Here is a 24,382-nt window from a genome sequence, read left to right as displayed (position 1 = left end):
TAGGCAAATAAGTACAAAGACTTAAATTCTTATCAAGGAGAAAATATGGATCGTCGGGAATTTATAAAATCAGCTGCCGCAACGGCTGCTTGTGCTAGTGCCGGTATCGCACTACCTAGCGGACTTAACGCAAACGAAGTAGAAAAAGGTTGGCGTTGGGATAAGGCTGCCTGTCGTTTCTGTGGTACGGGTTGTGGTATCATGGTGGCTACTAAAGACGGTAAGATCGTAGCCGTCAAAGGTGACCCTGAAGCACCTGTTAACCGTGGATTAAACTGTATTAAAGGTTATTTTAATGCAAAGATAATGTATGGCGAAGACCGTATAACTCATCCTTTGCTTCGTGTAAATGAAAAAGGTGAATTTGATAAAAAAGGTAAATTTAAGCAAGTTAGCTGGAAGCAAGCCTTTGATGTAATGGAGGTGCAATTTAGAAAAGCCTATAAAGAGCTAGGTCCTCATGGCGTAGGAGTTTTAGGATCTGGCCAATACACTATCATGGAGGGTTATGCCGCTTCAAAAATGATGAAAGGCGGCTTTAGAAGTAACTCCATAGATCCAAACGCAAGACACTGTATGGCATCTGCCGTTGTCGGTTTTATGCAAGTTTTTGGTGTGGATGAGCCTGCTGGTTGCTATGATGATATCGAGATGACAGATACTGTCGTAACATGGGGCGCAAACATGGCTGAGATGCACCCGATCTTGTGGTCACGCATAAGCGATAGAAAGCTTGGTGATCCTGATAGGGTTAAAGTGGTAAATTTAACTACTTTTTCAAACAGAACTTCAAATTTAGCAGATATAGAGATCATCTTTGCTCCATCTACAGATCTTGCTATTTGGAACTATATAGCTCGCGAGATAGTTTACAATCATCCTGAAATGATAGATCAGGAATTTGTAAAACGTCACTGCGTATTTACAACGGGTCCGGTTGATATAGGTTACGGACTTAGACCGGAAACCAAACACGCAAAATATCTACCAAGTGAGTTAGATACCGCAGCAACAGAGAAATCAAAAGTTTTAAGTGAAGCTGAGGGTGTTACTTTGGCGTACCTTGGCATGAAAGCAGGAGATACTCTTGAAAATAAAAATAACGGCAAGGCAGATGCACACTGGCATATAAGCTTTGAGGAGTTTAAAAAAGCTCTTGCACCTTATACTTTGGAATTTACAGCCAAGATAGCAAAAGGTGACGCAAGTGAGCCTCTAGATGAATTTAAAGCCAAATTAAAACAATTAGCCGACCTTTATATCGAGAAAAATCGCAAAGTAGTTAGCTTTTGGACAATGGGCTTTAACCAACACCAAAGAGGAACATGGGTAAACGAACAAGCCTACATGGTGCACTTCCTGCTTGGCAAGCAAGCGCTTCCGGGATCCGGTGCTTTCTCGCTAACAGGACAACCAAGCGCATGCGGAACAGCGCGCGAAGTTGGAACATTTGTTCATCGCTTGCCTGCCGACATGGTTGTTGCTAATCCAAAACACAGAGAGATAACCGAGCAAATTTGGAAACTTCCTAAAAATACTATAAACCACGTTGTTGCTTCTCATTATGTAAAAATGCTTCGTGATCTTGAAGATGGTAAAAATAAATTTATCTGGGTTCAGGTAAACAACCCTTGGCAAAACACTGCAAATGCAAACCACTGGATAAAAGCGGCACGTGAGATGGATAACTTTATCGTTGTTTCAGATCCATATCCTGGAATTTCTGCTAAAGTTGCAGACCTTATACTTCCAACAGCGATGATATATGAGAAATGGGGTGCATACGGTAACGCAGAGCGTAGAACTCAACACTGGAGACAACAAGTTCTTCCTGTCGGCGAAGCGATGAGTGATACGTGGCAGATTATGGAATTTACAAAAAGATTTAAGATAAAAGAGTTCTGGGGCGAAGTAAAAGTAAATGATAAAGTTACTCTTCCTAGCGTTCTTGAAGAAGCAAAAGCTATGGGTTATAGCGAAGAAGACACGCTTTATGATGTGTTATTTGCTAATGAATACGCAAAAAGCTTTAACGCTAAAGACGCTATTATGGAGGATTACGATAACTCTGAAGTGTTTGGTGACAAACGTAAAGTTGTCGGCTCAGACGGTAAAGAATTTAACGGTTATGGCTTCTTTGTTCAAAAATATCTATGGGAAGAGTATAGAAAATTTGGCGTAGGACATGGACATGACTTGGCTGATTTTGATACGTATCATAGAGTGCGCGGACTTAGATGGCCGGTAGTAAATGGCAAAGAGACACAGTGGAGATTTAACGTTAAATTTGATTATTATGCTAAAAAATATGCAAAAGAGGGTGAAAATTTTGCATTCTACGGTAACAAAAACGCAGCTCTTCCAAGCGGAAATTTAAAAGCCGTGATAACGCAAGATAAGACTCCTCTAACAAATAAAGCTAAAATTTTCTTCCGCCCTTATATGGATCCATGCGAAATGCCAAGCAAAGAGTATCCGTTATGGCTATGTACGGGAAGGGTGCTTGAACATTGGCATACCGGCACTATGACAATGCGTGTTCCTGAACTTTATCGTGCTGTTCCTGAGGCGCTTTGCTACATGCATGAAGATGATGCGAAAAAGATCGGCGTTCTTGATAATGAGATAGTATGGGTAGAGAGCCGCCGTGGTAAAGTCAAAGCACGTGTTGATGTAAATGGTAGAAACAAGCCGCCTGTAGGACTTGTGTATGTACCATTTTTTGATGAAAACGTGTATATCAACAAGGTATGTTTAGATGCGACTTGTCCTATCTCAAAAGAGACGGATTATAAAAAATGTGCCGTTAAGGTTTATAAGGCTTAGTCGTGCAAAATAGAAGAGAAGTCCTAAAATTTGGACTTAAAGCCGTTGCGCTGGCTGCTGCCGGTAGTTTTGTTTGGACAAAGGCTGTAAAGGCGGATAAGCTAGTTTTGCTTAGACCGCCCGGAGCTAAAAATGAGAGCGAATTTTTAGCTAGCTGTATACGTTGCGGGCTTTGCGTTGAGGCATGTCCTTTTGATACGTTAAAGCTAGCAACGCTTAGCTCTGGTGTGGCAAACGGCACTCCACACTTTACTCCGCGTGAAACTCCTTGCAAGTTATGCGAGGATATACCTTGCGTGGTAGCCTGTCCGACCAATGCACTTGATAAAATTTTAGTTAGCACAAATGGTGAGCTAGACATCAATAAAGCAAGAATGGGCGTTGCCATGATAGATACTCACAGCTGTATTGCATACTGGGGTATCCGCTGTGATGCCTGTTATCGTGATTGTCCACTTATAGACAAGGCATTGAAACTTGAGTACAGACGAAACGAACGCACCGCAAAACACGCATTTTTGCTACCGGTTGTTGATATGGATGTTTGTACAGGCTGTGGAGTATGTGAAAGAGTTTGCATTACGCAAAATCCAGCCATTAAGATCATGCCTAGAGATATCGTTATGGGCTCTGTGGATCAAAACTATGTCAAAGGTTGGGTAGAAGGCGACGAGAAGCGACTCGAGGGCGTTGATACAAACATAAAGCTTGATATTAATAAAGCTAAAGATTATTTAAATGATGGGGAGCTGTGATGAAAATTTTACTTTTTAGAAGGCTTACTCAAATTTTAATTTTAGTTGCGTTTATCGTATCAAACCATTATGGTTTAAAGTTGCTTTTGGGCGATCTTAGTGCCTCATCGCTTTTTGGTGCGATCACATTTGCTGATCCATTTGCTTTGCTACAGCTTATTTTAGCAGGAGCAAGTGTCGGCATGAGTGTGATTATTGGAGCTGTGATTGTGGCTATTTTATATGCTGTTATTGCTCCACGTGCATTTTGTGCTTGGGTTTGTCCTGTAAATTTATTTACGGATATGGCTGCAAAACTACGCGAAAAACTAGGCTTTAATAAAGACGCAAAGCTTTTAAATTTACCTAAAAATACAAGATATTACCTACTTTTGGCAATTCTTGTGTTTTCAGCCTTGCTCTCTTTACCTGTTTTTGAGAGTGTAAGTTTTGTGGGTATGGTGCAAAGAGGTATCATATATCTTGATATTTTTGTATTAGCAGCGATCTTTGTGATTATAGTTTTTGACATGTTTGTTTTACCTAGAGGCATATGTGGATACATTTGTCCTTTGGGTGCGTTTTACGCTTTATTGTCAAAATTTTCACTAATTCGCATTAGTCACGACCTAAGCAAATGCAACAAATGTGCAAAATGTCTAAAAGCTTGCCCCGAGCCGCAAGTCCTTTCGATGGTAGGGCATAAAAGCGGTTTTGTAACAAATAGCGAGTGCATAAGTTGTGGACGCTGTATTGATGTTTGCAATGATGATGCGATGAAATTTAGTATAAGAAATTTAAAGGAAGAAAGATGAAATTTAAATTTATAGCATTTGGCGCACTACTTGCGCTTATTTTAAGTGCTTGTGCGGTTTCAAACAAAAGCATAAGCGATACCGATATGGGTTTTAGAGGCGATCTTACTAATGACAATATCGCGGCTAGAGATATAAATTATAGTGCAGAGCCTGCCGGTATGTCAAAGAAATTTGACCGATCGTTTGAAAACGCACCTCCGTTTATCCCGCATGATTTAGAGGGTTTAGTGCCTATTACTAAAGATATGAACATGTGTGTAACCTGTCATATGCCTGAATTTGCCGCAGATAGCGGAGCTACACCGATACCTGCTTCACACTTGTATGATTTAAGAAATAAAACCGACTTGAAGGGAATTTTGCACGACGAGCGCTTTAACTGCACAACTTGTCACGTTTCTCAAGCGGATGTTAAAGTGCCTATCAAAAACAACTTCACTCCTGAATTTAGAGATGCCAACGGCTCTGCTAAGTCAAATTTACTTGATATCTTAAACGAGGGAGTAAGATAGTTGCAGCGTCGCGCACTATTTACTAAAATTTTAAAGCCGGTTACTGCCGTTGGGGAGCAACCGCGCTTTATTACTCCGCCTTATTTTAGCGGTGAATTTGATTGTGAGGGTTGCGATGCACCTTGCGTTAGTATTTGTGCAAGAGAGTTGCTTAGTTTTGACGGACAAAGAGTGATTTTTGACGTTAAGGATAGGGGTTGCAACTTTTGTAAAGAGTGTGCTATAGCTTGCGAATCGGTTAAAAAGAGTGTTTTAGATCTAAAATTTAGCCAAAATATCGGAGCAAAAACAGCAATACAAGTAAATTCTTGCTTAGCTTGGAATGATGTCATATGCTATAATTGTCAAGATGCGTGCAAGTATAGGGCGATTGATTTTCTTGGTGTTTTTCGTCCGATGATAAACGAGCGTTGTAACTCATGTGGCGAGTGTATTAATGCTTGCTTCAAACATTCGATTAAAATGGAGAGCTTATGAGAGTATTTTTAGTTTTTTTACTGTTTTTGGGCTTTGTTTTTGGCGAGGATTTGCCCTTTAAGACCATACAAACACAAGCAAATGTCATGTCTATGACGCTTGTAAATGACAACCTTTATATCGCAACTTATAGCGGTAGTATAGAAATTTATGATGTAAAAAATGACACTTTTAAGCAAAGTATTGTTTTTGACGACATTAAAAATATAAATGATGAAATTTTGCGACCAAATATCCTAAGCATAGATGAGCTAAATGGTTCTTTGCTGGTTTTGACTGAAGCAAATTCTAATAAACGTTCGCTTTATCTTGTAAAAGATAGCGGCATAAAGCTTGTTTCCCAGCTTGGCGAAGCTGCTAAAAAAGCTCTGTTTCTAAGTGAAAATAAAGCGATTTTAGGCACTATCAGCAATGAAATTTCTATTATAAATTTACAAAACGGCAAGAGTGAGCATGACTTTAAAATTTCAACCGCACTTCTAGCTGATATGAAGGTAAATCCAAACAAAACAACCGTTGCTATAGCTACCGAAGGAGGTAAAATTTACTTTTACGATGTTAAAAGTAGGGATATGAGCAGGATTGTAGACGTGCATAAAGATACAATGTATGCTATCGACTATGACGGTAACGTTGTGCTTACTGCAGGCGTTGATATGAGCGTGGCTGTTTTGCGGGGCAATGAGATAAGACGTCTAAAGGCAAAAACTTCAGTGATGGATATAGCTTTAAGCACTGACGCAAAAACAGGTGCTTATATTCAAGATGATTTGAGTGAAATTTATGTTTTTGATACAAATTCTCTTACGCAAGTAAAGCGTTTGCAAACTCCTCAAAATACGATAAATAGTATAGTCTTTATCTCTCCTGATACGCTTTTAAGTAGTGCTTTTGAGAAAAACATACATTTTTGGAAGGTAAGATGAATATTTCAAGCGTTGTTATAAATTTAAAAGAAAAAGCAGACAAAAATTTAGTATTAAACGAGCTTAGTAAATTTAAAGATGTAGAAATCATAGCTCACAAAAACGATAAAATCGTAGCCGTTGTAACCGCAGACGACGTAAATGGCGAAGTGGCAACCTTTAGACGTATGGAGATGATCGAAGGGGTTGCGACTGTTGCTATGGTTTATGCATATCAAGAAGATGTTGAGTTTGATAAAGACAAGCTAGATAAAAAACAAGGAATAAGCGAAATTTTAACAAATGATAACGTCAAAGCCGAAGATATTTGCTATAATGGAAGTGTTCACTATAAAGTAAGATAAATTTTCCTAAATAATAAAATTTATTATTTAGTTTAATAATTATTAAGCATTCTGTGTTAAAATTACGCCAAATTAACAAAAGGAGACAAAATGTCAAAAGTTATAGCAAGACTAAATAAAATTCAGGCTGACGCAAACGCGTTATATGTTAAATTTCACGATCTTCACTGGAATGTAAAAGGAATTCAGTTTTTTAGCATTCACGAATACACTGAAAAAGCATATGATGATATGAGCGAAATTTTCGATGCTGTTGCAGAGCGTGCTATCATGCTTGGCGGTACAGCTGTTGTTAAAGCTGAGGAGTTGGCAAAACTAACTTGCATTAAACACGAAGCAAAACCGTCTTATACTCCAACAGAAGTTTTGGAGATCGTTTTAGCAGAGTATAAACATCTTTTAAAAGAATTTAAAGACCTTGACGAAGTTGCCGAGGGCGATACAACAACTCAAGCTTATGCTCAAGAGCAAATAGCAAAATACGAAAAAGAAATTTGGATGCTTAACGCAACTTTAAGCAAATAAAACCCCAAGGGCGAAATTTTCGCCCTTTTTTCTTCCTTTTAAACCTAAAGAAATTTTCATTTTTGACGATATTGGTGGCAGATTATTGCAAAGGAGTAAATATGCAAGTTAGCCTAAATTCAAGCATTTTAACAACGATAAGCGAAAAAACACAAACAAAACAAGATACTCTTTTAAACAAGAACAATGAAGAGAAATTAAAAGAATTCTCCTCAATGAGTGCAAAAGAGCTTTCAAATAGTTATTTTTTACAATTTCAAGCACAAATTTCAGCCCAAACAACATCGAACTCCTCCGCTCAAAGCGCATTAAGCGGTGTGATATCCGGCGTGCCGTCAAATTTATCTGAAATTTTAAGCGGACTTGACCTATCTTCCATCGGATATAACGGTACAGCTATAGATAAGTTAAATGTAGATGAAGCAAGTGCACTAGTGAGCGAAGAGGGTTTTTTTGGTATTACAAATACCGCGCAAAGACTTTCAGGCTTTGTTTTATCTTTTGCAGGCGATGATTTAGAAAAGCTTCAAGCCGGTCGCGAAGGAATTTTAAGAGGTTTTAATGAAGCTCAAAAAGCATGGGGTGGAAATTTGCCTGAAATTTCACAAAAGACTATCGATAAGACCCTATCTTCTATCGACGAAAAGATCGCTTCTCTTGGTGGAAATGTTCTAAATGTTTCTGCTTAAGGGTCTGTATGTTTAAAATTTTAATATCTATTTTTGTAGTTTTTGCTCTTGGTGGTTGTTCCTTTTTTTACAAACAACCATCTAAGCCAAAAAATATCGTAGTGCAAAAGCCTGCTAAAAGTTCTATCAAAGGTTTTATCAAAGACCTTACTTATGAAGATGGCGGATATTGTTATACTATCATTGCTGTTGACACTAAAAATTCTAAGTTACCTAGTGCAAATTTTTGTGCTAATAAATACTACTATGACAAAGGCGATCTTGTTTACGCGACATTTGTTGGCAGAAGCCTTGAGAGCATGCTTCTTATACGTGAAGGAAGTTCTTCTGGAAAAATTTCAGGCATCAAAAAACCGCAAAATACAATCAATGCAAATCGTAAAAATATAAAAACAAAGATAGAAGTACCAAAAGAGGAGCATATATCTTTTTGATTAGCCGTTGATTTACCGTCATTGACTATAATTTCACCAAGCAATCAAAACTAGAACTCCTTTTAAGGGGCTGTGATGGAACTTCGCCCCTTTCCTTATCTTTCATGCTTTTTTGTCATAATTCTTTTTATAAAATTATTTTTTTGCATATTTTCATATTACATTAGCAAGTCCTTTTTCTTAACAAAAGCATATTTGCTCTATATACGGTAAATACACGGTAACAAATTCGTAGATTTTTATGATTTTTTAAGCTTAAAATCAAAAAATCTGTATTATAATGGCTTTCACAATATTTCTTAAAAGGAGACTTAGAAAATGAAATTAGCTAAAATTAGTCTAGCTACTTTGGTTGCTTTAGGTGCTTTCTCAAGCGTTGCTTCTGCTACTCCACTTGAAGAGGCTATTAAAAATGTAGACGTTTCAGGTATGGCAAGATACCGCTATACAAACACAAACACAGAAGAGGCAGTTGGAAGCAAAACTGGCGCAGGACATCAGTTTAAATTTATAGCTAACTTCAAAGCGGCTATCGATGATAACTTCTTTGGTGTTATAGGTCTTAGATATAACAAGACTGATGGAACAGGTAGTCAAGATAAAGATTATAATACAGACAAAACAAATGTAAACAATGATAGCAATCTAGGTATCCACCAATTTTACCTAGGATATACTTATGCTAACACTACAATCACAGCAGGTAAACAAACTCTAGGCACATTCTTTACTGATGATGCTATCGGCACAGGCGTTAAGGTTTTAAATAAAGATGTAGAGGGCTTAACTCTAGCTGCTATAGTATTTGATGGACTTGAAAATGATAAGCAAGAGAGCGATGGCGGTCTTTATGATTTTGAAGCAGTAACCGGCAAAGCTGCAAATGAGAATGTGAGAACACTATCTGTGTATGATGCAGGTAACCTATATGGTGTAGCTGCTATCGGTTCTTATGATCCTATTAGTTTCCAACTATGGTATGCTTCTCTTGAAAACCTAACAGACCTTCTTGCCCTTGAACTAGCAGGTGATTTTGATGTTACTAATGATGTAAATATCGGCTTTAAAGGTCAATTTGTAAATTCTGATGCAAATTCAGATATTAAAAATGCAGGAAAAGCTCTAGGCTTTGATTATAATGACGGTAAATTCTATGCAGGTGAGTTATCTGGCGAATTCTTTGGCGTTAGCGCAACTGCTGGTTATATCGGATATGATGTTAAAAACAAAGGCATGACGTCATTTAGCCTAGAAGACCAAGGCTCTTTAATAGATGTTGCTGAGCAATTCTCTGATAAAGTTGGTGATTATACATTAGCTGAAGGTAAAGGTAACTTCTGGTTTGCTAAACTAGGTTATGGAATTGATAAATTTAAATTTAGTGTTGATTATGTAGCTGGTACAGTTAAATACACTGGAGGTAATGAAACAGATTATCAAGAAGTAATGCCTGCTGTAGCTTACCAATACAACAAAAAGCTAAAATTCAGCACATTCTACTCATGGGCTAACTATGATAAAAAAGGTGAGCCTGATCGTGATTCTCAAAAATATAGATTTGAGGCTAGATACTCATTCTAATTCACTTAGCTTTATTTAACAAGCTTATGATATAATCCCAAGTTAGTATCCCTAACTTGGGATTTTTAAATTTAGGACATTTAAAAGGAAACTTATGAAAATTTTTAAAATTTCTTTTTTGGCGTGTGTTTTTGCGGCAAGTGTATTTGGCGCTTCAGAAGTTTACTATATAAGAGCGTATGGAGAGTTTGGCAAAGAACTTGCTGATATGGCAACAAAACAGGCCAATGAAAAAAATGAGAAAATTCAAGTTTTCATCGACGAAGACCCTAGAAAATACAAAGATAACAGGATAGTAAAAATCGGCGTCGATCGCAAAGGTAGATATAGCGCATCTTTAGGAAAAGAACTGTATGAAAAGCAGTGCATGAGCTGTCACGGTGAAAATGCAGACAAACGACCCTATGGATCAACGGCTCTTAAAAATTTAAGTGCCCAGGATATAGAAGACTCTATAATTTCATATAGAAGTGATACGGAATTTGGCAAGGGTGGAAGACTACTTATGCAAACACAGGCCAAGATAGTAAACAACCAAGATCTTGGAGCGATAATCGCATACCTAAAAGGCAAAGATGCATTAAGTGAGCAAGAGGAGCTAAAAAATAAACCTGTTTCTACCGAGAAAAAACAAGGCAGCTATCTAAGATAAAATATCTATCGGTAGCCCGCTTTTTGACAACCAATCCTTAAGAGCGTAAAATTTATAATAAATTTATATGAATTTTACGCTATATCTTTAGCTTCCTCACAAACTCCCTAAAAAACCATATAATTAACGGTTGCGTTAAATATTTTATTATATAATTGTATGATTACACAACAAAGGTATTTAATGTTTGGTTTTAAATCAGTTTTTTTAAGTATGAGTTCAGCGATAGTATTGATGATCATCTTTGCTATCGGAAGTGGCGCGGCAACCATTATTGAGAGTAAGTCTGGTACCGAAGCCGCATGGTTTTATGTATATGGTGCTGGTTGGTTTGCATTTGTGCAGTTATTGTTAGGTATAAATTTAGCCTACAATATTTATCAATATAAGCTTTTAAATGTCAAAAAACTCCCGTCATTGCTTTTTCATGCAGGTTTTATAGTTATACTTATAGGCGCAGGGATAACTAGGTATTTTGGATTTGAAGGCAATGTGCATATTAGAGAAAATTCCCAAACTAATATTGTAACAACAAAAGGCACATACATAAGTCTAAGTTCGTTGGTTGATGGACAAGAGGTTACTACTTCGATACCTCGTTCATTTAGCGACATAGTAACAAACGGCTTTGATATAAAGCTCAAGATCGGTCAAGATAGTGCTAATATGAAATTTGTAGAGTATCTGCCAAGCGCCGCATATAGATTTGTCGACGATGAGGGTGGAAGAGCCGTTATAGAGCTAACGATCTCTGATGATGAAAATAGAGAAGATGTATATCTACTTGAGGGCGAAGAAGTCGTTGCAGGTGATATAAGCTTCTTATTTAACACAATGCCAAAATCTAATCAAAAATTTGTTCTTTTTAAACTAGAAAATGGAAAATTTAGCGTTACTTCAAGCATGGAGTTAAGTAAAATTTCAATGATAGATAGTTCTAAAAGTGTGATTAGCCCAGAGAGTGTAAATGAGTTTGAAGAGAAAAATTTATACACGATAGAGGGAGTAAATTTTATATCTAAATTTATTTCAGCTAAGGCAAAAAGAAAGCTCATGGCAAATCAAAATGGCGAATTTGACGTAGTAAACGTGCTTTTAACATATAAGGGTGAGAGCAAAGAAATTCCACTGTTTTATAACCTTATAGAGCCTAGTAAAGCTACAGTCGCAGGTCAGCAGTTTAACGCATCTTGGGGACTTCAACAGATAAAGCTTCCTTTTAGTTTGTATTTAAAAGATTTTGAATTAAAAAGATACCCTGGCTCAAATTCCCCAATGAGCTATGCAAGTGAAGTTGTCGTTAAAGATGGAGATAGTCCAAGTTTTGATTATAGGATATATATGAATCACGTTTTAGATTATGATGGATATAGATTTTTCCAAAGCTCATATGATCAAGATGAGCGCGGAACAATACTATCAGTAAACAAAGACCCCGGCAAGATCCCGACTTATATCGGATACTTTTTGCTTGGCATAGGATTTTTCTTAAATGTAGTAAACCCCACAAGTAGATTTAGAAAGCTAGCAAAACTGATAGATAACGACTCTGTAAAAAAAGTAGCAAGCTTCCTTGTGATCGGGCTTTTTGCTTTAAATTTAACTCAGCTAAAAGCGGCTGACGACTTCTTGCCTCGTATAAGTCCAGAGCATGCCAAAAAGCTTTCAAGGCTTATCGTGCAAAGTCCTGACGGCAGGATGAAACCTTTTGATACGCTTAGTAAAGAAGTATTAAACAAATTTCACAGAAAAGATCGTATCGGTTCACTTGACTCAAACCAAGCAGCGCTTTCCATAATGGTTATGCCGGAGTTTTGGCGTAATGAATTTGTGATCGCACTTGGGTCAAGCAGCGAGTTAAAAAAGGTTTTGGGAGTATCTGAAAATGCAAAATACGCTAGTTTTAACGACTTTTTTAAACCAGGTAAAGATGGCAGAAGCGAGTATAAGCTTACTAAATTTGCCGAGCAAGCTAACCGCAAACACCCTGGCTCGCGTGGCACTTTTGATAAAGATGTGATCAAGATAGATGAAAGGCTAAATGTCTTTTATATGATGTTTATAGGAGAGATATTTAAAATTTTTCCAAAACAAGATGATCCATCAAACACTTGGTACTCTCCTGCATCGGCAATGATGTATTTTTCTCCTGAAGAGGGAAATTTGGTTATAGGCATGATGAGGGATTATTTTACAGCAGTTGATAATGCAGTAAAAACTCAAGAATGGAGTGAAGCGGATAAGGCTTTGGATAAAATTTTTGAGTATCAAAACAACTACGGCTCACAAATAATGCCTGCAAAGCAAAAGATAGAAACCGAGCTTTTGTTTAACAAGCTGCAAGTTTTTGATCGCTTAACACCGATATATTTACTAGCCGGCTTAGTGTTGTTGCTGTTTGTGTTTATAAAAATGTTAGCTCCAAAGCTAAATATCGACAAGATCGTTAAGGTGATATATGGCATAAATTTACTTGCATTTGCAGTTCATACCGTTGGTCTTGGGCTTCGCTGGTATATCGCAGAACACGCTCCTTGGAGTAATGCCTATGAGTCTATGGTATATATCGCTTGGGCGCTTGGTCTTTCTGGTATAGTGTTTTCAAAACGTAGCCCGATAGCTATCGCGCTTACATCTATACTTGCCGGTGTTACGCTTTTTGTTGCACATTTAAGCTGGATGGACCCACAGATAACAACGCTTGTGCCTGTTCTTCAAAGCTACTGGCTAACGATCCATGTTTCTATTATTACGGCTAGTTATGGATTTTTAGGGCTTTGTGCATTGCTTGGCGGTTTTGTGCTTATACTTATCATCATGCAAAGCAAGAAAAAACCAAACGAAGAAATTTCACGCAACATTACAGAGGCTACTCGTATAAATGAGATGGCGATGATACTTGGTCTTAGCTTGCTAACTTTAGGAAACTTTTTAGGCGGTGTTTGGGCAAATGAAAGCTGGGGTAGATACTGGGGTTGGGATAGTAAAGAGACCTGGGCTCTTGTGTCGATACTGGTTTATGCGGCAGTTTTACATATTAGATTTATACCAAAGCTTAATAACCAATACGCCTTTGCTGTTGCATCGTTTTTTGCATACTGGGCGATACTTATGACGTATTTTGGTGTGAATTTCTACTTGGCGGGTATGCACTCGTATGCAGCAGGAGATCCGTTGCCGGTACCGGATTTTATTTGGATCATGATAGGTGTTATGGTGGCGATTACGCTTCTAGCGTATCCAAAACGTAATATCTGTTCAAGACTTTAATATGAGCACACAAAGCACGATTTTGCTTGTTATAATAGCGATTTTTTTAATCGCTATTATCGTGCTTATGATTATTTTGATCAAATTTATAAAAAATGACGACATAGAACATAAAGTGGCTCCTAAGTCCGCAAAGCAAGCAACGCCCAAAAAAGAGACTAGCATAAAAGATCTTATCAGTATAGCTTCTGATAGCAAAAAGAGCAAAGATGATCTAGCTATGGTTGTAAGTCAATTTATAGAAGAGTTTAAATTTCCACAAAAACAAAACGGAAAAGCGCCTCAAGAAGCGGGAATATATTTAAATTTGGTTCTTCTTATATGTAGTCATAAAAATGCCGATGCTAAGATAATAACCGTATTAAACGCCGGACTTAAGAAGAAAAATCCCGAGTATGTCGTCGAGATAGAGGAGTATGAAAGCCAAGGCGTAGAGAATAGAAAAAATAGAGCAAGATAAAAGCTCGTATATTAACGAGCCTAGATCAAACTTATACCAAATTTTAGGCATATACCATAAGCTATCGCACTCATAAGTCCCGCGAAAAATCCAGCGACCATATCATCTCCCATAACACCAAGTCCGCCTTTGACATTTCTGTCTATACGTCCGATAATAGACGGCTTTTTGATGTCAAGTAGTCTAAAAAATAAAAACGATAGCAAAATTTGAGCAAACGTAGCTCCACTAATAGCTATCGCTAAAAATACACCTGCAACTTCATCTATAACGATATGTGAACTATCGTGTTCACCGGTTATTTTTTCATAGCTTTCCACTGCGCTTACGCCAAGCAAAAACAGCAAAATACTAGCTAAAAACAGCGTCGTAGAAGAAAAATACGCAAGAATTATATATGCGCAAACCATACCGGCTAGCGAACCCCAAGTCCCAGGAGCTTTTGGTAAAAGCCCAGTGCCAAAAAATGTCAAAAATAGTTTTTGCATGTATCGTCCTTAAGTCATTGATGATGTTTGATAAAGTTTCATTAACTCTTCATAAAAGTCGCGATCGCTGCGTTTTTCAAGAAGACCTGAATTTGGAAATAAATCATCGCATAGTTTTTGAATATCTTTAAATCTATCCGGTAAAATTTGTGACAAAATAAGCGCCGATATATCCGGGCGTATCAAGATAGCAGGCGGCAAAATACCTTGAAAAAGTAGCGTTTTTATAGTGTCTGGATGGTATTTGATGTGATGATGTGCACCATGCGGGCATGTTTTTGTGCTTACAAGAGTTTTGCACTTGTTGCAGTAAACAAGTTCCGGTAAGATGATGATATCCATCTTTAAAGCGTCTTTGTATTTATCAAGTATAGTATGGGCTTCGTTTTGATCAAAAAACATACCTATACCTGTGTGATTTTGCCCGATAACTAGCTTGTCCGCTCCTAAATGGTGAGCAGTTATATACTCAAGTGTTGGATTTTTATGTGAACTAAAAAGGGTTGTGTTTCTTAACGGAAATATAAAAATCCTATTTGACGGTAAGTAGTTTTGGTTAAAATACTCAAGTACCTCTTTGCGCAAGTCGTAGTTTATATGACTATCTTGCGTTGTTCTTACTAAAAACACAATAACCAAGTCGGTTTTATCTATCGTCATTCTCACTAGGCGCTCATGTGCTCGGTTAAATGGATCAGCAGTAAGGAAAAGCGCAGTTATCCTCTTTGCACCCGTTTCTTTAATGACCTTTTGAAGGCGTTGTTTTGTCTTTTTTAGCTCTTGGTCATAAATTTCAAATTCTCCGCTTAGGGCGTATTCTCCAAGTCTCATCTGATGGACACTTGTTGATTCGTTAGCTAAAAATATATTTTTTTCACTTGTTTGTTTATCTAGTTTAAAAATTTTATCTGCATCCACATGCCCGATTATCTCACCTTTTAGCGATAAATTTACTCTCTCTCCTTGTTTTAAGCTTTTTACGACTGCTTGATTTTCATCGCCAAATGGGGCAAATCCAAAAGAGTAAGGCATCGGCTCACCCTCGAAAAAACCGTATTTGTTCGTTGCTTTTATCTGATCATAGTCCATAAAAGAGCTAAAATTTGAGATGATGTTGTTTTTGATAAGTTCAAGCGTTCCAAACGCCTCGGTGCTTATGGCTATAGTTTTATTTTTTCTTGAGGATATCATATTTTTTTCTTTTCTCCCAAAGTGATTTACGTGAAATTCCAAGTTTTTTAGATAGTTCCGTATCTGGAAATCTATCCTGATATGTGGTTATAATGTGTCTTATGTATTCGTCGATAGTTACTATCTCATCCACGCTAAATCCTTGCGCCTTATTTACTATATCAAGCGTATCAAAAGGCACGGATAGCTCTAGGTCTGTTGTTGAGATGACTATCTTTTTTTTGTATGAAAACGATAAAATTCTCTCTTGTTCGTCATTTTTTAGTAGTTGAAAATTTGAGATATAAAGATACTCTTTTGGATTTTGTTTTAAAATTTTATCGATCTGGACTAGTTTAGTTGCCGGACAGAAGATAAAAGGGGTCTTCATCTCGCTCATATAAAGCTGGACAAATTTGTCCGCATAAGGTATTTTTGACGTGCGTATTAAAAGAGGGAGTTTTACCTTTTTGACGTCTATGTCGTCTATTTTGTAGTTGCGAAGAGTGTATTGTATGTAGTCTTCGTAGCTTTGTAAAAGTGCTTTCATGCGTTTGTGTTCTTCAAAATGCCTTATTTTTCTAACGAGTTCTTCAAGCATAAAAGGCTTTTGGATGTAGTCATTTGCTCCCGCTTGTATCGGCTTTAAAACGGTATCATTACTGATATAAGCGATAAGAAGTATGATGATAGCATCTTTAAATTTATCTATCACAGGGTAGAAGTCTTGCCCCGGAAGTGCTGTAGAAAGTAGCACAACATCGAAATTTTCGTATTTAAGTGCGTCTTTGACGTTATTTGTTATCTCGCATTCGTGACCCAAGTCAGCTAATTTACTTGCGATAGAGCCTGCTAGGTAAATTTCATTTTCTACTATTAAAATTTTCATATTTTTGTCCAGTCATAATATTTTAAACTCGCACTTGCTATAACGGCTATGCCTTCACCACGTCCAACAAAGCCAAGTTTTTCGGTGGTAGTTGCTTTTACGTTTATGCGATTTGGTGTTAAATTCAAAGCGACCGCGATATTTTCCGCCATTTTTCTTTTAAATTTAGAAATTTTTGGTTTTTCAGCCATTATCGTTATGTCTGCATTTACAAGCTCAAAACCAACGCTTTGGACTTTTTTATAAGCCTCTTTTAGCAAAAACATCGAACTTATGTCTTTAAAATTTGCGTCCGTATCAGGAAAAAGCTCTCCTATGTCGCCAAGCCCTGCAGCTCCCAAGATCGCATCTGTTAAAGCATGAAGCGCTACATCTCCGTCGCTGTGAGCCTTTAATCCTAGTTCAAATTCAAGCTTTTCCCCGCACAGCCAGAGCTCTCTGCCCTTTGCAAACTCATGCACGTCAAATCCCGTGCCGACAAATTGTTCAAGGCTAGGAGAGACAAGGTTAAGCCGTGAAAGATCCTCTTTTGTGGTTATTTTTCTAGCTCTTTCATCTCCTAAAATATGCCAAACAGACCCGCCGACCGCTCTTATAGCAGAGCTATCGTCTGTATAGGTAACATCTGTTTCAAGCGCTTGTTTTAGTAAATTTGTGCGTGAAAGTTGAGGGGTTTGTATAAGTTTTACTCTCTCTCTATCGATAGCCTCTTCGCCAAGATAGGCAGTGTCTGCGATCTTAAGTGCAGGAACTACGCAGTCTGCTTGCTTCGCGCCTTCTATGATTTTATTAAAAAGCTCTTTTGGTATCATCGGGCGTGCTATATCGCTTACTAAAACAAATTCGCTTTTTACTAGTGAAAGTGCGTTTTTTAGGCTTTCTTGGCGAGTTTGTCCACCATTTATAAATTTATAATTTGGCGCGAAAGAGGACATATACTCACTCTCTTTACTAACAACTATAACATCTTTAAATGAGTAAAAACCACTCAAATTTTTAGTTGCCACTAGCCAAAGCGGATCAGAACCTACTCTTAGCCATTGTTTTTTTACCGGTAGTCCAAAACGCGTAGAATCCCCGGCTCCAAGCATAATAAGTGTAATATCTAGCAAATCTATCTCCTTGCTTTGCCTTTTGTTTGATATTTTTAGTTTCTTTTAGAAACATTATTAAGATTTTTGTGAGAAAAGGCAAAAAATAAAACATAAAACAACTTTAAAGCATGTTGTTTTAAAGAGTATTTTATGTAAATAAACATCAAAATGTTACGATATTATACATCTATAAAACTTGAATTTTGCTTTGTAAATTTGAAAAGATAGACATAAATTTATGTTAAAGCATAACAGAAGTTAAAATGCAGTAAAATTATCCGATTTCATTTTAGGAAAAATCATGAGAAAAGAGTGGATAAAAGAGCGTAAAAACGATGCTACTCCAACGCAGATGTATTACGCCAAACAGGGTGTCATAACGCCTGAAATGCACCATGTCGCAAAGGTTGAGGGTTTAGAGCCTGACTTTGTTAGAGAGTGTGTAGCAAAAGGACGCATGATAATACCTGCAAATATAAATCACACAAATTTAATCCCGATGGCGATCGGTATAGACGCAAAAACAAAGGTAAATGCAAATATCGGCAATTCAAGTCTTGTTAGTGATATAAACGGCGAGCTTGAAAAGCTTGATATTTGTCTAAAATACGGTGCAGACACGGTTATGGACTTAAGCACGGGAGGCGATCTTGACGAGATAAGAACGGCGATAATTAAAAATTGCAACGTTCCTCTTGGTACTGTTCCGATGTATCAGATCATACATGATGTTTGCGAGATAGAAAATTTGACCATAGAAGCGATGCTTGAAGTGATCGAGCGGCAGGCAAAACAAGGTGTTAGCTATTTTACGATACACGCCGGGTTTTTACTTAAATTTATGCCGCTTATATCAAAGCGTAAAATGGGCATAGTAAGTCGTGGTGGAAGCCTTATGGCGACTTGGATGATGCACTACCATAAAGAAAATCCTTTTTATGAGGCATTTGATCAAATTTTAGATATCTGCGCTAAGTATGATGTTGCTCTTTCTTTAGGAGATAGTCTTCGTCCAGGCTGCTTGTATGATGCAACTGATGAAGCGCAGTTGAGCGAGTTAAAGGTACTTGGCGAGCTTACGCTTAGAGCATGGGATAAAAACGTGCAAGTTATGGTCGAAGGTCCAGGACACGTGCCGTTAAATCAAATCGAATACAACGTCAAAATTCAGCAAGAGTGGTGTCATAATGCACCGTTTTATGTGCTAGGTCCACTTGTTACTGATATAGGTGCTGGATATGATCATATCACAAGTGCTATAGGTGGGGCTTTGGCGGCATCTTATGGTGTAGCTATGCTTTGTTATGTTACTCCAAAAGAGCATCTTGGCTTGCCAAATGCCACTGACGTAAGAGACGGTATAATCGCCCATAAGATCGCAGCGCACGCAGCCGACATAGCTCGCGGTAGAGCAGGAGCGATAGATCGCGATCATGCAATGAGCGATGCTAGATATAATTTTGACTGGAACAAGCAGTTTGAACTAGCGCTTGATCCTGATAAGGCAAGAGAGCTGCATGACGAGAGCTTGCCTCAAGATGTGTTTAAAGAGGCGCACTTTTGTTCTATGTGTGGTCCAAAATTTTGTGCATATAAAATTTCAAGAAAGATAACGGAGGAAAATAATGTTAAATAAAGAGGAAATTTTAAAGCGCCTAAAAGGCGTTATATATCCTGGCTTTGAAAAAAGTATTGTGGATTTTGGCTTTGTAAAAAGCGTTAAAGAGGGCGATCCGATAGAGGTTGATGTTGAGATAGTAAGCTCAAATCCTGAGATGGTAAAAGAGCTAAAAGAGGATATTAAGCGTGTTTTAACACCGCATGTGGCGATTATTCGTATCGCTCAGCCAAAGATACCTGATGAGAAAAGCAACTCTGTTAGCGGTAAAAACATAGCGCCTCAGATAAAAAATTTCATCATGGTTAGCTCTGGTAAAGGCGGCGTTGGCAAGTCAACCACAACTCTAAATTTAGCTATATCTATGGCTAAACTTGGTAAAAAAGTAGGAATTTTAGATGCTGATATTTACGGTCCAAATATCCCTAGAATGTTAGGCGAGACACAAACTCAACCACAAGTTATCGGCAACAAACTAAAGCCTATCCTTAGCCACGGTGTTGAGATGATGAGCATGGGTGTTTTGATGGAAGAGGGTGCTTCGTTAATTTGGCGTGGTTCTATGATAATGAAAGCGATTGAGCAGCTGTTAAAAGACGTGCTTTGGAGCGAGCTTGATATATTATTCTTAGATATGCCTCCAGGAACCGGTGATGCGCAACTAACTTTAGCTCAAAGCGTGCCTGTAACTGCCGGAGTATGTGTTACTACACCTCAAGTTGTTGCACTTGATGATAGTAAACGCGGACTAGATATGTTTGAAAAACTACATATCCCAATCGCAGGAATAGTAGAAAACATGAGCGGTTTCATCTGTCCTGATAACGGTAAAGAGTATGATATCTTTGGCAAAGGCACAACAGAGGCTATAGCTAAAGATTATAACACTCAAATTTTAGCTGAAATTCCTATCGAGCCGGCAGTGCGTGTAGGTGGCGATAGCGGTAAGCCTATAAGCTTTTATCAGTCTGAAAGCATAACTGCAAAACGCTACGAAGAGGCAGCTAAAAAGCTTTGGGAAGAGATAGAAAAGATAAATAATGACGGCGGTGCCGATAACTCTGCTATACAGCCTGTAATGGATGGACAGTCAGCTTGCAGTAAATAATACTTTTAAGCTAATTAAAATTCTAAGTCGACACCGGATTTGCTTGACTTAGAATTTTGTTACCATTTTTCTTTCATATAAATTTAAATTTTACTCTCATTTTTCAATCATCAATCTTTTATACAAAATTTGCTAAACTCTTTTAAAAAATCAGGAAGCAAAAATGTCAAAAATCGAAATAAAAACAGCCAATGAATTTAAAGAATTTTGCGAAACCCTAAGAGCAAGCGAAGGCTATAAAGACCCGATCGCTTTTGGTATCGCAAGGGTCGATAAAGGCCAGCTAGATCAAGATAAGATCTTGCAAGCAAGCTATGCGGCCGTAAGTTTTAAGGAAAATTTTTTAAGTGCGGCAGCTATTATCTGGGCTTTGAGCGAAGATGGGATAAGTGTTGATTTTAATGGCAGTGAATTTGTGGCGGAATTTAGCCAAAGAGCAGCAAAAAAAGCATGGAAACTTCTTGGTGTGTTTAAAGATGAGATGCAAACACATAAAAATGTTGAGGTGGTTTATAATGTAAAACACGCTCTTGAAGAGCAAAAAAATGTTGGTAAATTTCGTGTTGTTTTTATATTTGAAGATACAAAACCGTTAAGTGTAGAGGTTGTTTACCTTAAACTTTATCTGCTTAGTTTACAAAAAGCGCCACTTAGAAGTCTTGTGCTTGATGGAGCATTTGGTGTGCTGCCAAATGTCGCTTGGGATGCAAACAGCAAACCGATCGAGCTTGAATGGTTACGTCAAAACGAGGTAAATTTAAAGATGAACGGTGAGTATCCTACAATAGTTAGCGTAGATAAATTTCCAAGATATTTAAGTCATATCATACCTTGTGATAACACGAGAATCCTTGATAGTGCAAAGGTTAGGATGGGTGCTTTAATAAGCGCAGGAACAACCGTTATGCCTGGAGCTGCGTATGTGAATTTTAACGCGGGAACTACAGGAAGCGTGATGATAGAAGGGCGTGTAAGTAGTTCGGTGGTGGTTGGCGAGGGAAGCGATATCGGTGGAGGAGCTAGCATACTTGGCGTCTTAAGCGGAACAAATGGCAATCCAGTAAGTATCGGTAAAAACTGCTTGCTTGGTGCAAATTCGGTTACCGGCATACCTCTTGGAGATAAGTGCATTGTAGACGCAGGCATAGCTGTGCTTGAAGGAACGAAAGTGTATATAAGCAAGGAAGAGCGCGGTAAATTAGCCCTGATAAATCCTGAGTTTAAATTTGAAAAAGAAATTTATAAAGGTCTTGAGCTATCTGGAGTAAGTGGACTTCACTTCCGTCAGAATAGTCAAACAGGACAAATCACCGCTAGTGCAAGTAAAAGAGCAATAAAGTTAAATGAGGCGCTTCATTAAAATTTAGCTGAGATTTTTGATAAAGGATAGAGATGAAAGTTGGTATTTTGTTATATGACAAGGTAAATTTGCTAAATTTTGCTCAGATACATAGTTTTTTACGCACTTTTGAAAAAATAAGTGTAAAAACTTATGCTTTTAAAGCCGAGATTATCGATGAAAGCGGGATAAGGCTTCATCCTGAAATTTATGGAGAAAGTCTTTATGGTATAGATATGATGGTTGTTCCTGACGGTATCGGAGCACTTAGTCTAAGGTATGATGAAATTTTTTTATCATGGGTCAGGAGTGGCTCTAGCGCTAGAATAAAGATGTGTTTTGACCTTGGAGCATTGGTATTTGGCGGAGCCGGATTTTTAATCGGTAAAGAGGCTTGTATAAGAGGCGGATACAAAAATGCGCTTAGCGAATACTGCATGGTAAATGAAGCAAAGCTTTGCGATGTTGATGGCGTGATAAGTGCAAGCGAATGGGGTGAGGAGACAAGGTCTCGCTTGGTCGAAATTTTAGGTTAGTTTTAAAATTTAGAGTCTGCCCTGACTAAAACCAAAGCGTTTTTTATCGCTTTGATCTGTGGTCAGGCAAGATATGAAGTTATTCTACGGTTACGCTTTTTGCTAGGTTTCTTGGCATGTCTACGTTGTTGCCAAGTCTTATTGAAATTTCAAGAGCAAAAATTTGAAGTATTATCATCATTTCAAAAAACTCGCTCATAGGGTGTTCTTGCTTGCTTGTTTTTATAAAATCATCGCTTAGCTCAAACTCATTTGGGCTTATGGCTAGTATGTAGGCATCCCTTGCTGCAAGCTCTTCAACATTGCTTTTTGTCTTTTCATAAAGCGTTGTTTGAGGCATTAGTGCGATAGTAAATAGCCTATCATCGGCAAGTGCTATAGGGCCATGTTTCATCTCTCCTGCAGGATAACCCTCCGCGTGTAGATATGAAATTTCTTTTAGTTTTAATGCCCCTTCAAGAGCTAGCGGATAGAATATATCTCTTCCGATAAAGAAAAATCCATGTCCATGCAGATAATGTTTTGCAAGACGGTGAATACGCTCTTGCAAGCTATTGTCGATATTTAAAATTTGAGGTATATGAAGTAAGGCTGAAATTTCAGTATCAAGCTCGCTTTGGCTTATGCTTTTTTTTGCGCTTGCCATTTGCAAAACAAGCATCCAAAGTAAAACGATCTGTGTTGCGAACGCCTTTGTGCTAGCCACGCCTTTTTCTATGCCGGCTCTAGTTAGAAGAGTTGTGTCGGCAAGACGCACGATAGACGAGTTATTAACATTACATATCGCTAAGGTTTTAAGTCCAGCCTCTTTTGCGATCTTTAAAGCTTCAAGTGTGTCGGCTGTTTCGCCGCTTTGAGAGATAACGATAAATAGAGAATTTGTGTTAAGCTTAGGCTTGCGGTATCTAAATTCGCTGGCAAATTCGACCTTAACCCTAACGTCTGCTAAACGCTCAAAAAGATAGCTTGCGGTAAGTGCCGCATGATAGCTTGTGCCACAAGCGCAAAGCACGATGTCGTCGATATTTTTTAGATATTCATCGGTTAAATTTTCAAGACAAATTTTACCGTTTTTAACGCGTCCCATTATGGCTTCGGAAATAACGGTATTTTGCTCGTAAATTTCCTTTTCCATGAAAAATCTATAACCCTCTTTTTGGGCATAACTTCTATCTTTTGGTAGTGTTGAAAAGTGTGGAGTTATCTTTTTTCCATCTTTGTAAATTTCAATACTATCTATACCTACTACGCCGTAAGCTTTATCATCAAGATATGAAACCTCTTTTGCAACGCCGATTAACGGAGCATCCGAAGAGGCAAAGTAAATTTCGTTTTTATCGTTTTTGCCGATGGCAAGAGGTGCAGCAACTTTGGCAAAGAAAATTTTATTTGGCGCTGTTTTGGTTATAAGTAGCGTGGCGTAAGCTCCGTGAAGTCTTGCGATCGTTGCTTCATAGGCTTTAAAAGGATCTTTTATATGTTTTAAGTTCTCTTCAAAAAGATGAACTATGACCTCGGTATCCGTTTGACTTAGAAATTTTACGCCTTTGCCCTCAAGCTCTTCTTTTAACTCTTTGTAATTTTCAATAATGCCGTTATGAACAACAAAAGAGTGCTCGCCAAGGTGCGGGTGAGCGTTGATCTCGGTTGGTTTGCCATGTGTAGCCCATCTTGTGTGACCTATAGCTACACCAAGACCGCTTGAGCTAAAATCTTTGGTCTTGTCGGCTAGATTATCAAGCTTGCCAACAGCCTTAAAATAGCTTATCTCATCCTGGCTCATGACAGCCATACCCGCGCTATCATATCCGCGGTATTCAAGCTCTCTAAGTCCGTCTATGATTATATTTCTTTTTTCGTCTTTTCCGATATATCCTACTATTCCACACATA

23 protein-coding genes are annotated in these 24,382 nt (G+C 38.0%); 18 read left to right on the top strand and 5 right to left on the bottom strand.

Annotation, left to right across the window (positions count from 1 at the left end; genetic code table 11):
* Nucleotides 1-45 precede the first annotated feature (45 nt).
* The 14 genes from napA to CCAL_RS06435 all read left to right on the top strand — a co-directional run bounded on the left by napA (nt 46) and on the right by CCAL_RS06435 (nt 14,248).
* Complete coding sequence (gene napA, locus CCAL_RS06500) at nt 46-2,826, top strand: nitrate reductase catalytic subunit NapA (RefSeq protein WP_170016763.1); 2,781 nt, start codon at nt 46-48, stop codon at nt 2,824-2,826.
* Between the two features lie 2 nt (nt 2,827-2,828).
* Nucleotides 2,829-3,581 (top strand): ferredoxin-type protein NapG, encoded by a 753-nt coding sequence (napG, locus tag CCAL_RS06495; protein WP_170016765.1) that lies wholly within the window; start codon nt 2,829-2,831, stop codon nt 3,579-3,581.
* Nucleotides 3,581-4,375: a quinol dehydrogenase ferredoxin subunit NapH gene (napH, locus tag CCAL_RS06490; RefSeq protein WP_170016767.1), complete on the top strand. Its 795-nt coding sequence runs from the start codon at nt 3,581-3,583 to the stop codon at nt 4,373-4,375. Before napG ends, napH begins: the two co-directional genes overlap by 1 nt.
* Nucleotides 4,372-4,890, top strand: coding sequence for a nitrate reductase cytochrome c-type subunit (locus tag CCAL_RS06485; RefSeq protein WP_169937800.1), 519 nt, complete (start codon nt 4,372-4,374; stop codon nt 4,888-4,890). The genes napH and CCAL_RS06485 overlap by 4 nt, the downstream gene beginning before the upstream one ends.
* Nucleotides 4,891-5,367 carry a 4Fe-4S dicluster domain-containing protein gene (locus CCAL_RS06480; RefSeq protein WP_170016769.1) on the top strand — a complete coding sequence of 159 codons (477 nt, stop codon included), beginning with the start codon at nt 4,891-4,893 and terminating at the stop codon, nt 5,365-5,367.
* Nucleotides 5,364-6,293 carry a WD40 repeat domain-containing protein gene (locus tag CCAL_RS06475; RefSeq protein WP_170016771.1) on the top strand — a complete coding sequence of 310 codons (930 nt, stop codon included), beginning with the start codon at nt 5,364-5,366 and terminating at the stop codon, nt 6,291-6,293. The genes CCAL_RS06480 and CCAL_RS06475 overlap by 4 nt, the downstream gene beginning before the upstream one ends.
* The gene (locus CCAL_RS06470; protein WP_169937805.1) at nt 6,290-6,637 is read left to right on the top strand and encodes a chaperone NapD; all 348 of its coding nucleotides are present in this window, start codon (nt 6,290-6,292) and stop codon (nt 6,635-6,637) included. The genes CCAL_RS06475 and CCAL_RS06470 overlap by 4 nt, the downstream gene beginning before the upstream one ends.
* 90 nt (nt 6,638-6,727) lie before the next feature.
* Complete coding sequence (locus CCAL_RS06465; protein ID WP_169937807.1) at nt 6,728-7,162, top strand: Dps family protein; 435 nt, start codon at nt 6,728-6,730, stop codon at nt 7,160-7,162.
* 101 nt (nt 7,163-7,263) lie between these two features.
* Entirely contained in the window at nt 7,264-7,851 is a 588-nt protein-coding gene (locus CCAL_RS06460) for a hydrogenase-4 component G (RefSeq protein ID WP_170016773.1), read from the top strand.
* Between the two features lie 8 nt (nt 7,852-7,859).
* The gene (locus CCAL_RS06455; protein WP_170016775.1) at nt 7,860-8,285 is read left to right on the top strand and encodes a hypothetical protein; all 426 of its coding nucleotides are present in this window, start codon (nt 7,860-7,862) and stop codon (nt 8,283-8,285) included.
* A gap of 318 nt (nt 8,286-8,603) precedes the next feature.
* Nucleotides 8,604-9,866, top strand: coding sequence for a major outer membrane protein (locus CCAL_RS06450; protein WP_170016777.1), 1,263 nt, complete (start codon nt 8,604-8,606; stop codon nt 9,864-9,866).
* 94 nt (nt 9,867-9,960) lie between these two features.
* Nucleotides 9,961-10,518, top strand: a complete 558-nt coding sequence (locus tag CCAL_RS06445) for a c-type cytochrome (protein ID WP_170016779.1) — start codon at nt 9,961-9,963, stop codon at nt 10,516-10,518.
* Between the two features lie 183 nt (nt 10,519-10,701).
* A complete protein-coding gene (gene ccsA, locus CCAL_RS06440; RefSeq protein ID WP_170016781.1) occupies nt 10,702-13,788 on the top strand; it encodes a cytochrome c biogenesis protein CcsA in 3,087 nt (1,028 codons plus the stop codon).
* A gap of 1 nt (nt 13,789) precedes the next feature.
* Complete coding sequence (locus CCAL_RS06435; protein WP_172285080.1) at nt 13,790-14,248, top strand: fatty-acid--CoA ligase; 459 nt, start codon at nt 13,790-13,792, stop codon at nt 14,246-14,248.
* Between the two features lie 20 nt (nt 14,249-14,268).
* On the opposite strand, the gene CCAL_RS06430 is transcribed toward CCAL_RS06435, so the two are convergent.
* From CCAL_RS06430 to CCAL_RS06415, 4 genes are read right to left on the bottom strand one after another with little or no spacing between them, the layout of a single operon-like run.
* The gene (locus CCAL_RS06430) at nt 14,269-14,736 is read right to left on the bottom strand and encodes a phosphatidylglycerophosphatase A family protein (RefSeq protein WP_169937821.1); all 468 of its coding nucleotides are present in this window, start codon (nt 14,734-14,736) and stop codon (nt 14,269-14,271) included.
* 9 nt (nt 14,737-14,745) lie between these two features.
* On the bottom strand, nt 14,746-15,927 hold the full coding sequence (locus tag CCAL_RS06425; protein WP_170016785.1) for a sulfate adenylyltransferase: 1,182 nt from the start codon (nt 15,925-15,927) through the stop codon (nt 14,746-14,748).
* Nucleotides 15,905-16,795: a response regulator gene (locus tag CCAL_RS06420; RefSeq protein ID WP_170016787.1), complete on the bottom strand. Its 891-nt coding sequence runs from the start codon at nt 16,793-16,795 to the stop codon at nt 15,905-15,907. The genes CCAL_RS06425 and CCAL_RS06420 overlap by 23 nt, the downstream gene beginning before the upstream one ends.
* Nucleotides 16,792-17,907, bottom strand: a complete 1,116-nt coding sequence (locus CCAL_RS06415) for a bifunctional 2-C-methyl-D-erythritol 4-phosphate cytidylyltransferase/2-C-methyl-D-erythritol 2,4-cyclodiphosphate synthase (protein ID WP_170016789.1) — start codon at nt 17,905-17,907, stop codon at nt 16,792-16,794. The genes CCAL_RS06420 and CCAL_RS06415 overlap by 4 nt, the downstream gene beginning before the upstream one ends.
* Nucleotides 17,908-18,190: 283 nt before the next feature.
* Between CCAL_RS06415 and thiC the strand changes: the two genes are divergently transcribed.
* The 4 genes from thiC (at nt 18,191) to CCAL_RS06395 (ending at nt 22,490) form a co-directional block, all read left to right on the top strand.
* Nucleotides 18,191-19,525: a phosphomethylpyrimidine synthase ThiC gene (thiC, locus tag CCAL_RS06410; RefSeq protein WP_170016791.1), complete on the top strand. Its 1,335-nt coding sequence runs from the start codon at nt 18,191-18,193 to the stop codon at nt 19,523-19,525.
* Nucleotides 19,515-20,615, top strand: coding sequence for an Mrp/NBP35 family ATP-binding protein (locus tag CCAL_RS06405; protein ID WP_170016793.1), 1,101 nt, complete (start codon nt 19,515-19,517; stop codon nt 20,613-20,615). Before thiC ends, CCAL_RS06405 begins: the two co-directional genes overlap by 11 nt.
* Before the next feature lie 163 nt (nt 20,616-20,778).
* Nucleotides 20,779-21,975: a tetrahydrodipicolinate N-succinyltransferase N-terminal domain-containing protein gene (locus tag CCAL_RS06400; RefSeq protein WP_169937832.1), complete on the top strand. Its 1,197-nt coding sequence runs from the start codon at nt 20,779-20,781 to the stop codon at nt 21,973-21,975.
* Nucleotides 21,976-22,007: 32 nt separating this feature from the next.
* Nucleotides 22,008-22,490: a type 1 glutamine amidotransferase family protein gene (locus CCAL_RS06395; protein WP_169937834.1), complete on the top strand. Its 483-nt coding sequence runs from the start codon at nt 22,008-22,010 to the stop codon at nt 22,488-22,490.
* Nucleotides 22,491-22,569: 79 nt separating this feature from the next.
* Here CCAL_RS06395 and glmS read toward each other — a convergent pair whose 3' ends face one another.
* Entirely contained in the window at nt 22,570-24,381 is a 1,812-nt protein-coding gene (gene glmS, locus CCAL_RS06390) for a glutamine--fructose-6-phosphate transaminase (isomerizing) (protein ID WP_172285079.1), read from the bottom strand.
* Between the last annotated feature and the right edge of the window lies 1 nt (nt 24,382).

The sequence above is a fragment of the Campylobacter sp. RM6914 genome (assembly GCF_004803835.1).
Classification (GTDB): domain Bacteria; phylum Campylobacterota; class Campylobacteria; order Campylobacterales; family Campylobacteraceae; genus Campylobacter_A; species Campylobacter_A californiensis.
Note: the sequence above shows the minus strand (reverse complement) of the source record. Positions and strands in the feature narration are given on the sequence as shown.

What these genes read in the sequence shown, in the direction of transcription:
- napA (WP_170016763.1), top strand. Translation starts at nt 46, where the DNA reads ATGGATCGTCGGGAATTTATAAAATCAGCTGCCGCAACGGCTGCTTGT.
- napH (WP_170016767.1), top strand. Translation starts at nt 3,581, where the DNA reads ATGAAAATTTTACTTTTTAGAAGGCTTACTCAAATTTTAATTTTAGTT.
- CCAL_RS06485 (WP_169937800.1), top strand. Translation starts at nt 4,372, where the DNA reads ATGAAATTTAAATTTATAGCATTTGGCGCACTACTTGCGCTTATTTTA.
- CCAL_RS06475 (WP_170016771.1), top strand. Translation starts at nt 5,364, where the DNA reads ATGAGAGTATTTTTAGTTTTTTTACTGTTTTTGGGCTTTGTTTTTGGC.
- CCAL_RS06470 (WP_169937805.1), top strand. Translation starts at nt 6,290, where the DNA reads ATGAATATTTCAAGCGTTGTTATAAATTTAAAAGAAAAAGCAGACAAA.
- CCAL_RS06465 (WP_169937807.1), top strand. Translation starts at nt 6,728, where the DNA reads ATGTCAAAAGTTATAGCAAGACTAAATAAAATTCAGGCTGACGCAAAC.
- CCAL_RS06460 (WP_170016773.1), top strand. Translation starts at nt 7,264, where the DNA reads ATGCAAGTTAGCCTAAATTCAAGCATTTTAACAACGATAAGCGAAAAA.
- CCAL_RS06455 (WP_170016775.1), top strand. Translation starts at nt 7,860, where the DNA reads ATGTTTAAAATTTTAATATCTATTTTTGTAGTTTTTGCTCTTGGTGGT.
- CCAL_RS06450 (WP_170016777.1), top strand. Translation starts at nt 8,604, where the DNA reads ATGAAATTAGCTAAAATTAGTCTAGCTACTTTGGTTGCTTTAGGTGCT.
- CCAL_RS06445 (WP_170016779.1), top strand. Translation starts at nt 9,961, where the DNA reads ATGAAAATTTTTAAAATTTCTTTTTTGGCGTGTGTTTTTGCGGCAAGT.
- ccsA (WP_170016781.1), top strand. Translation starts at nt 10,702, where the DNA reads ATGTTTGGTTTTAAATCAGTTTTTTTAAGTATGAGTTCAGCGATAGTA.
- CCAL_RS06435 (WP_172285080.1), top strand. Translation starts at nt 13,790, where the DNA reads ATGAGCACACAAAGCACGATTTTGCTTGTTATAATAGCGATTTTTTTA.
- CCAL_RS06430 (WP_169937821.1), bottom strand. Translation starts at nt 14,736, where the DNA reads ATGCAAAAACTATTTTTGACATTTTTTGGCACTGGGCTTTTACCAAAA.
- CCAL_RS06425 (WP_170016785.1), bottom strand. Translation starts at nt 15,927, where the DNA reads ATGATATCCTCAAGAAAAAATAAAACTATAGCCATAAGCACCGAGGCG.
- CCAL_RS06420 (WP_170016787.1), bottom strand. Translation starts at nt 16,795, where the DNA reads ATGAAAATTTTAATAGTAGAAAATGAAATTTACCTAGCAGGCTCTATC.
- thiC (WP_170016791.1), top strand. Translation starts at nt 18,191, where the DNA reads ATGAGAAAAGAGTGGATAAAAGAGCGTAAAAACGATGCTACTCCAACG.
- CCAL_RS06405 (WP_170016793.1), top strand. Translation starts at nt 19,515, where the DNA reads ATGTTAAATAAAGAGGAAATTTTAAAGCGCCTAAAAGGCGTTATATAT.
- CCAL_RS06400 (WP_169937832.1), top strand. Translation starts at nt 20,779, where the DNA reads ATGTCAAAAATCGAAATAAAAACAGCCAATGAATTTAAAGAATTTTGC.
- CCAL_RS06395 (WP_169937834.1), top strand. Translation starts at nt 22,008, where the DNA reads ATGAAAGTTGGTATTTTGTTATATGACAAGGTAAATTTGCTAAATTTT.
- glmS (WP_172285079.1), bottom strand. Translation starts at nt 24,381, where the DNA reads ATGTGTGGAATAGTAGGATATATCGGAAAAGACGAAAAAAGAAATATA.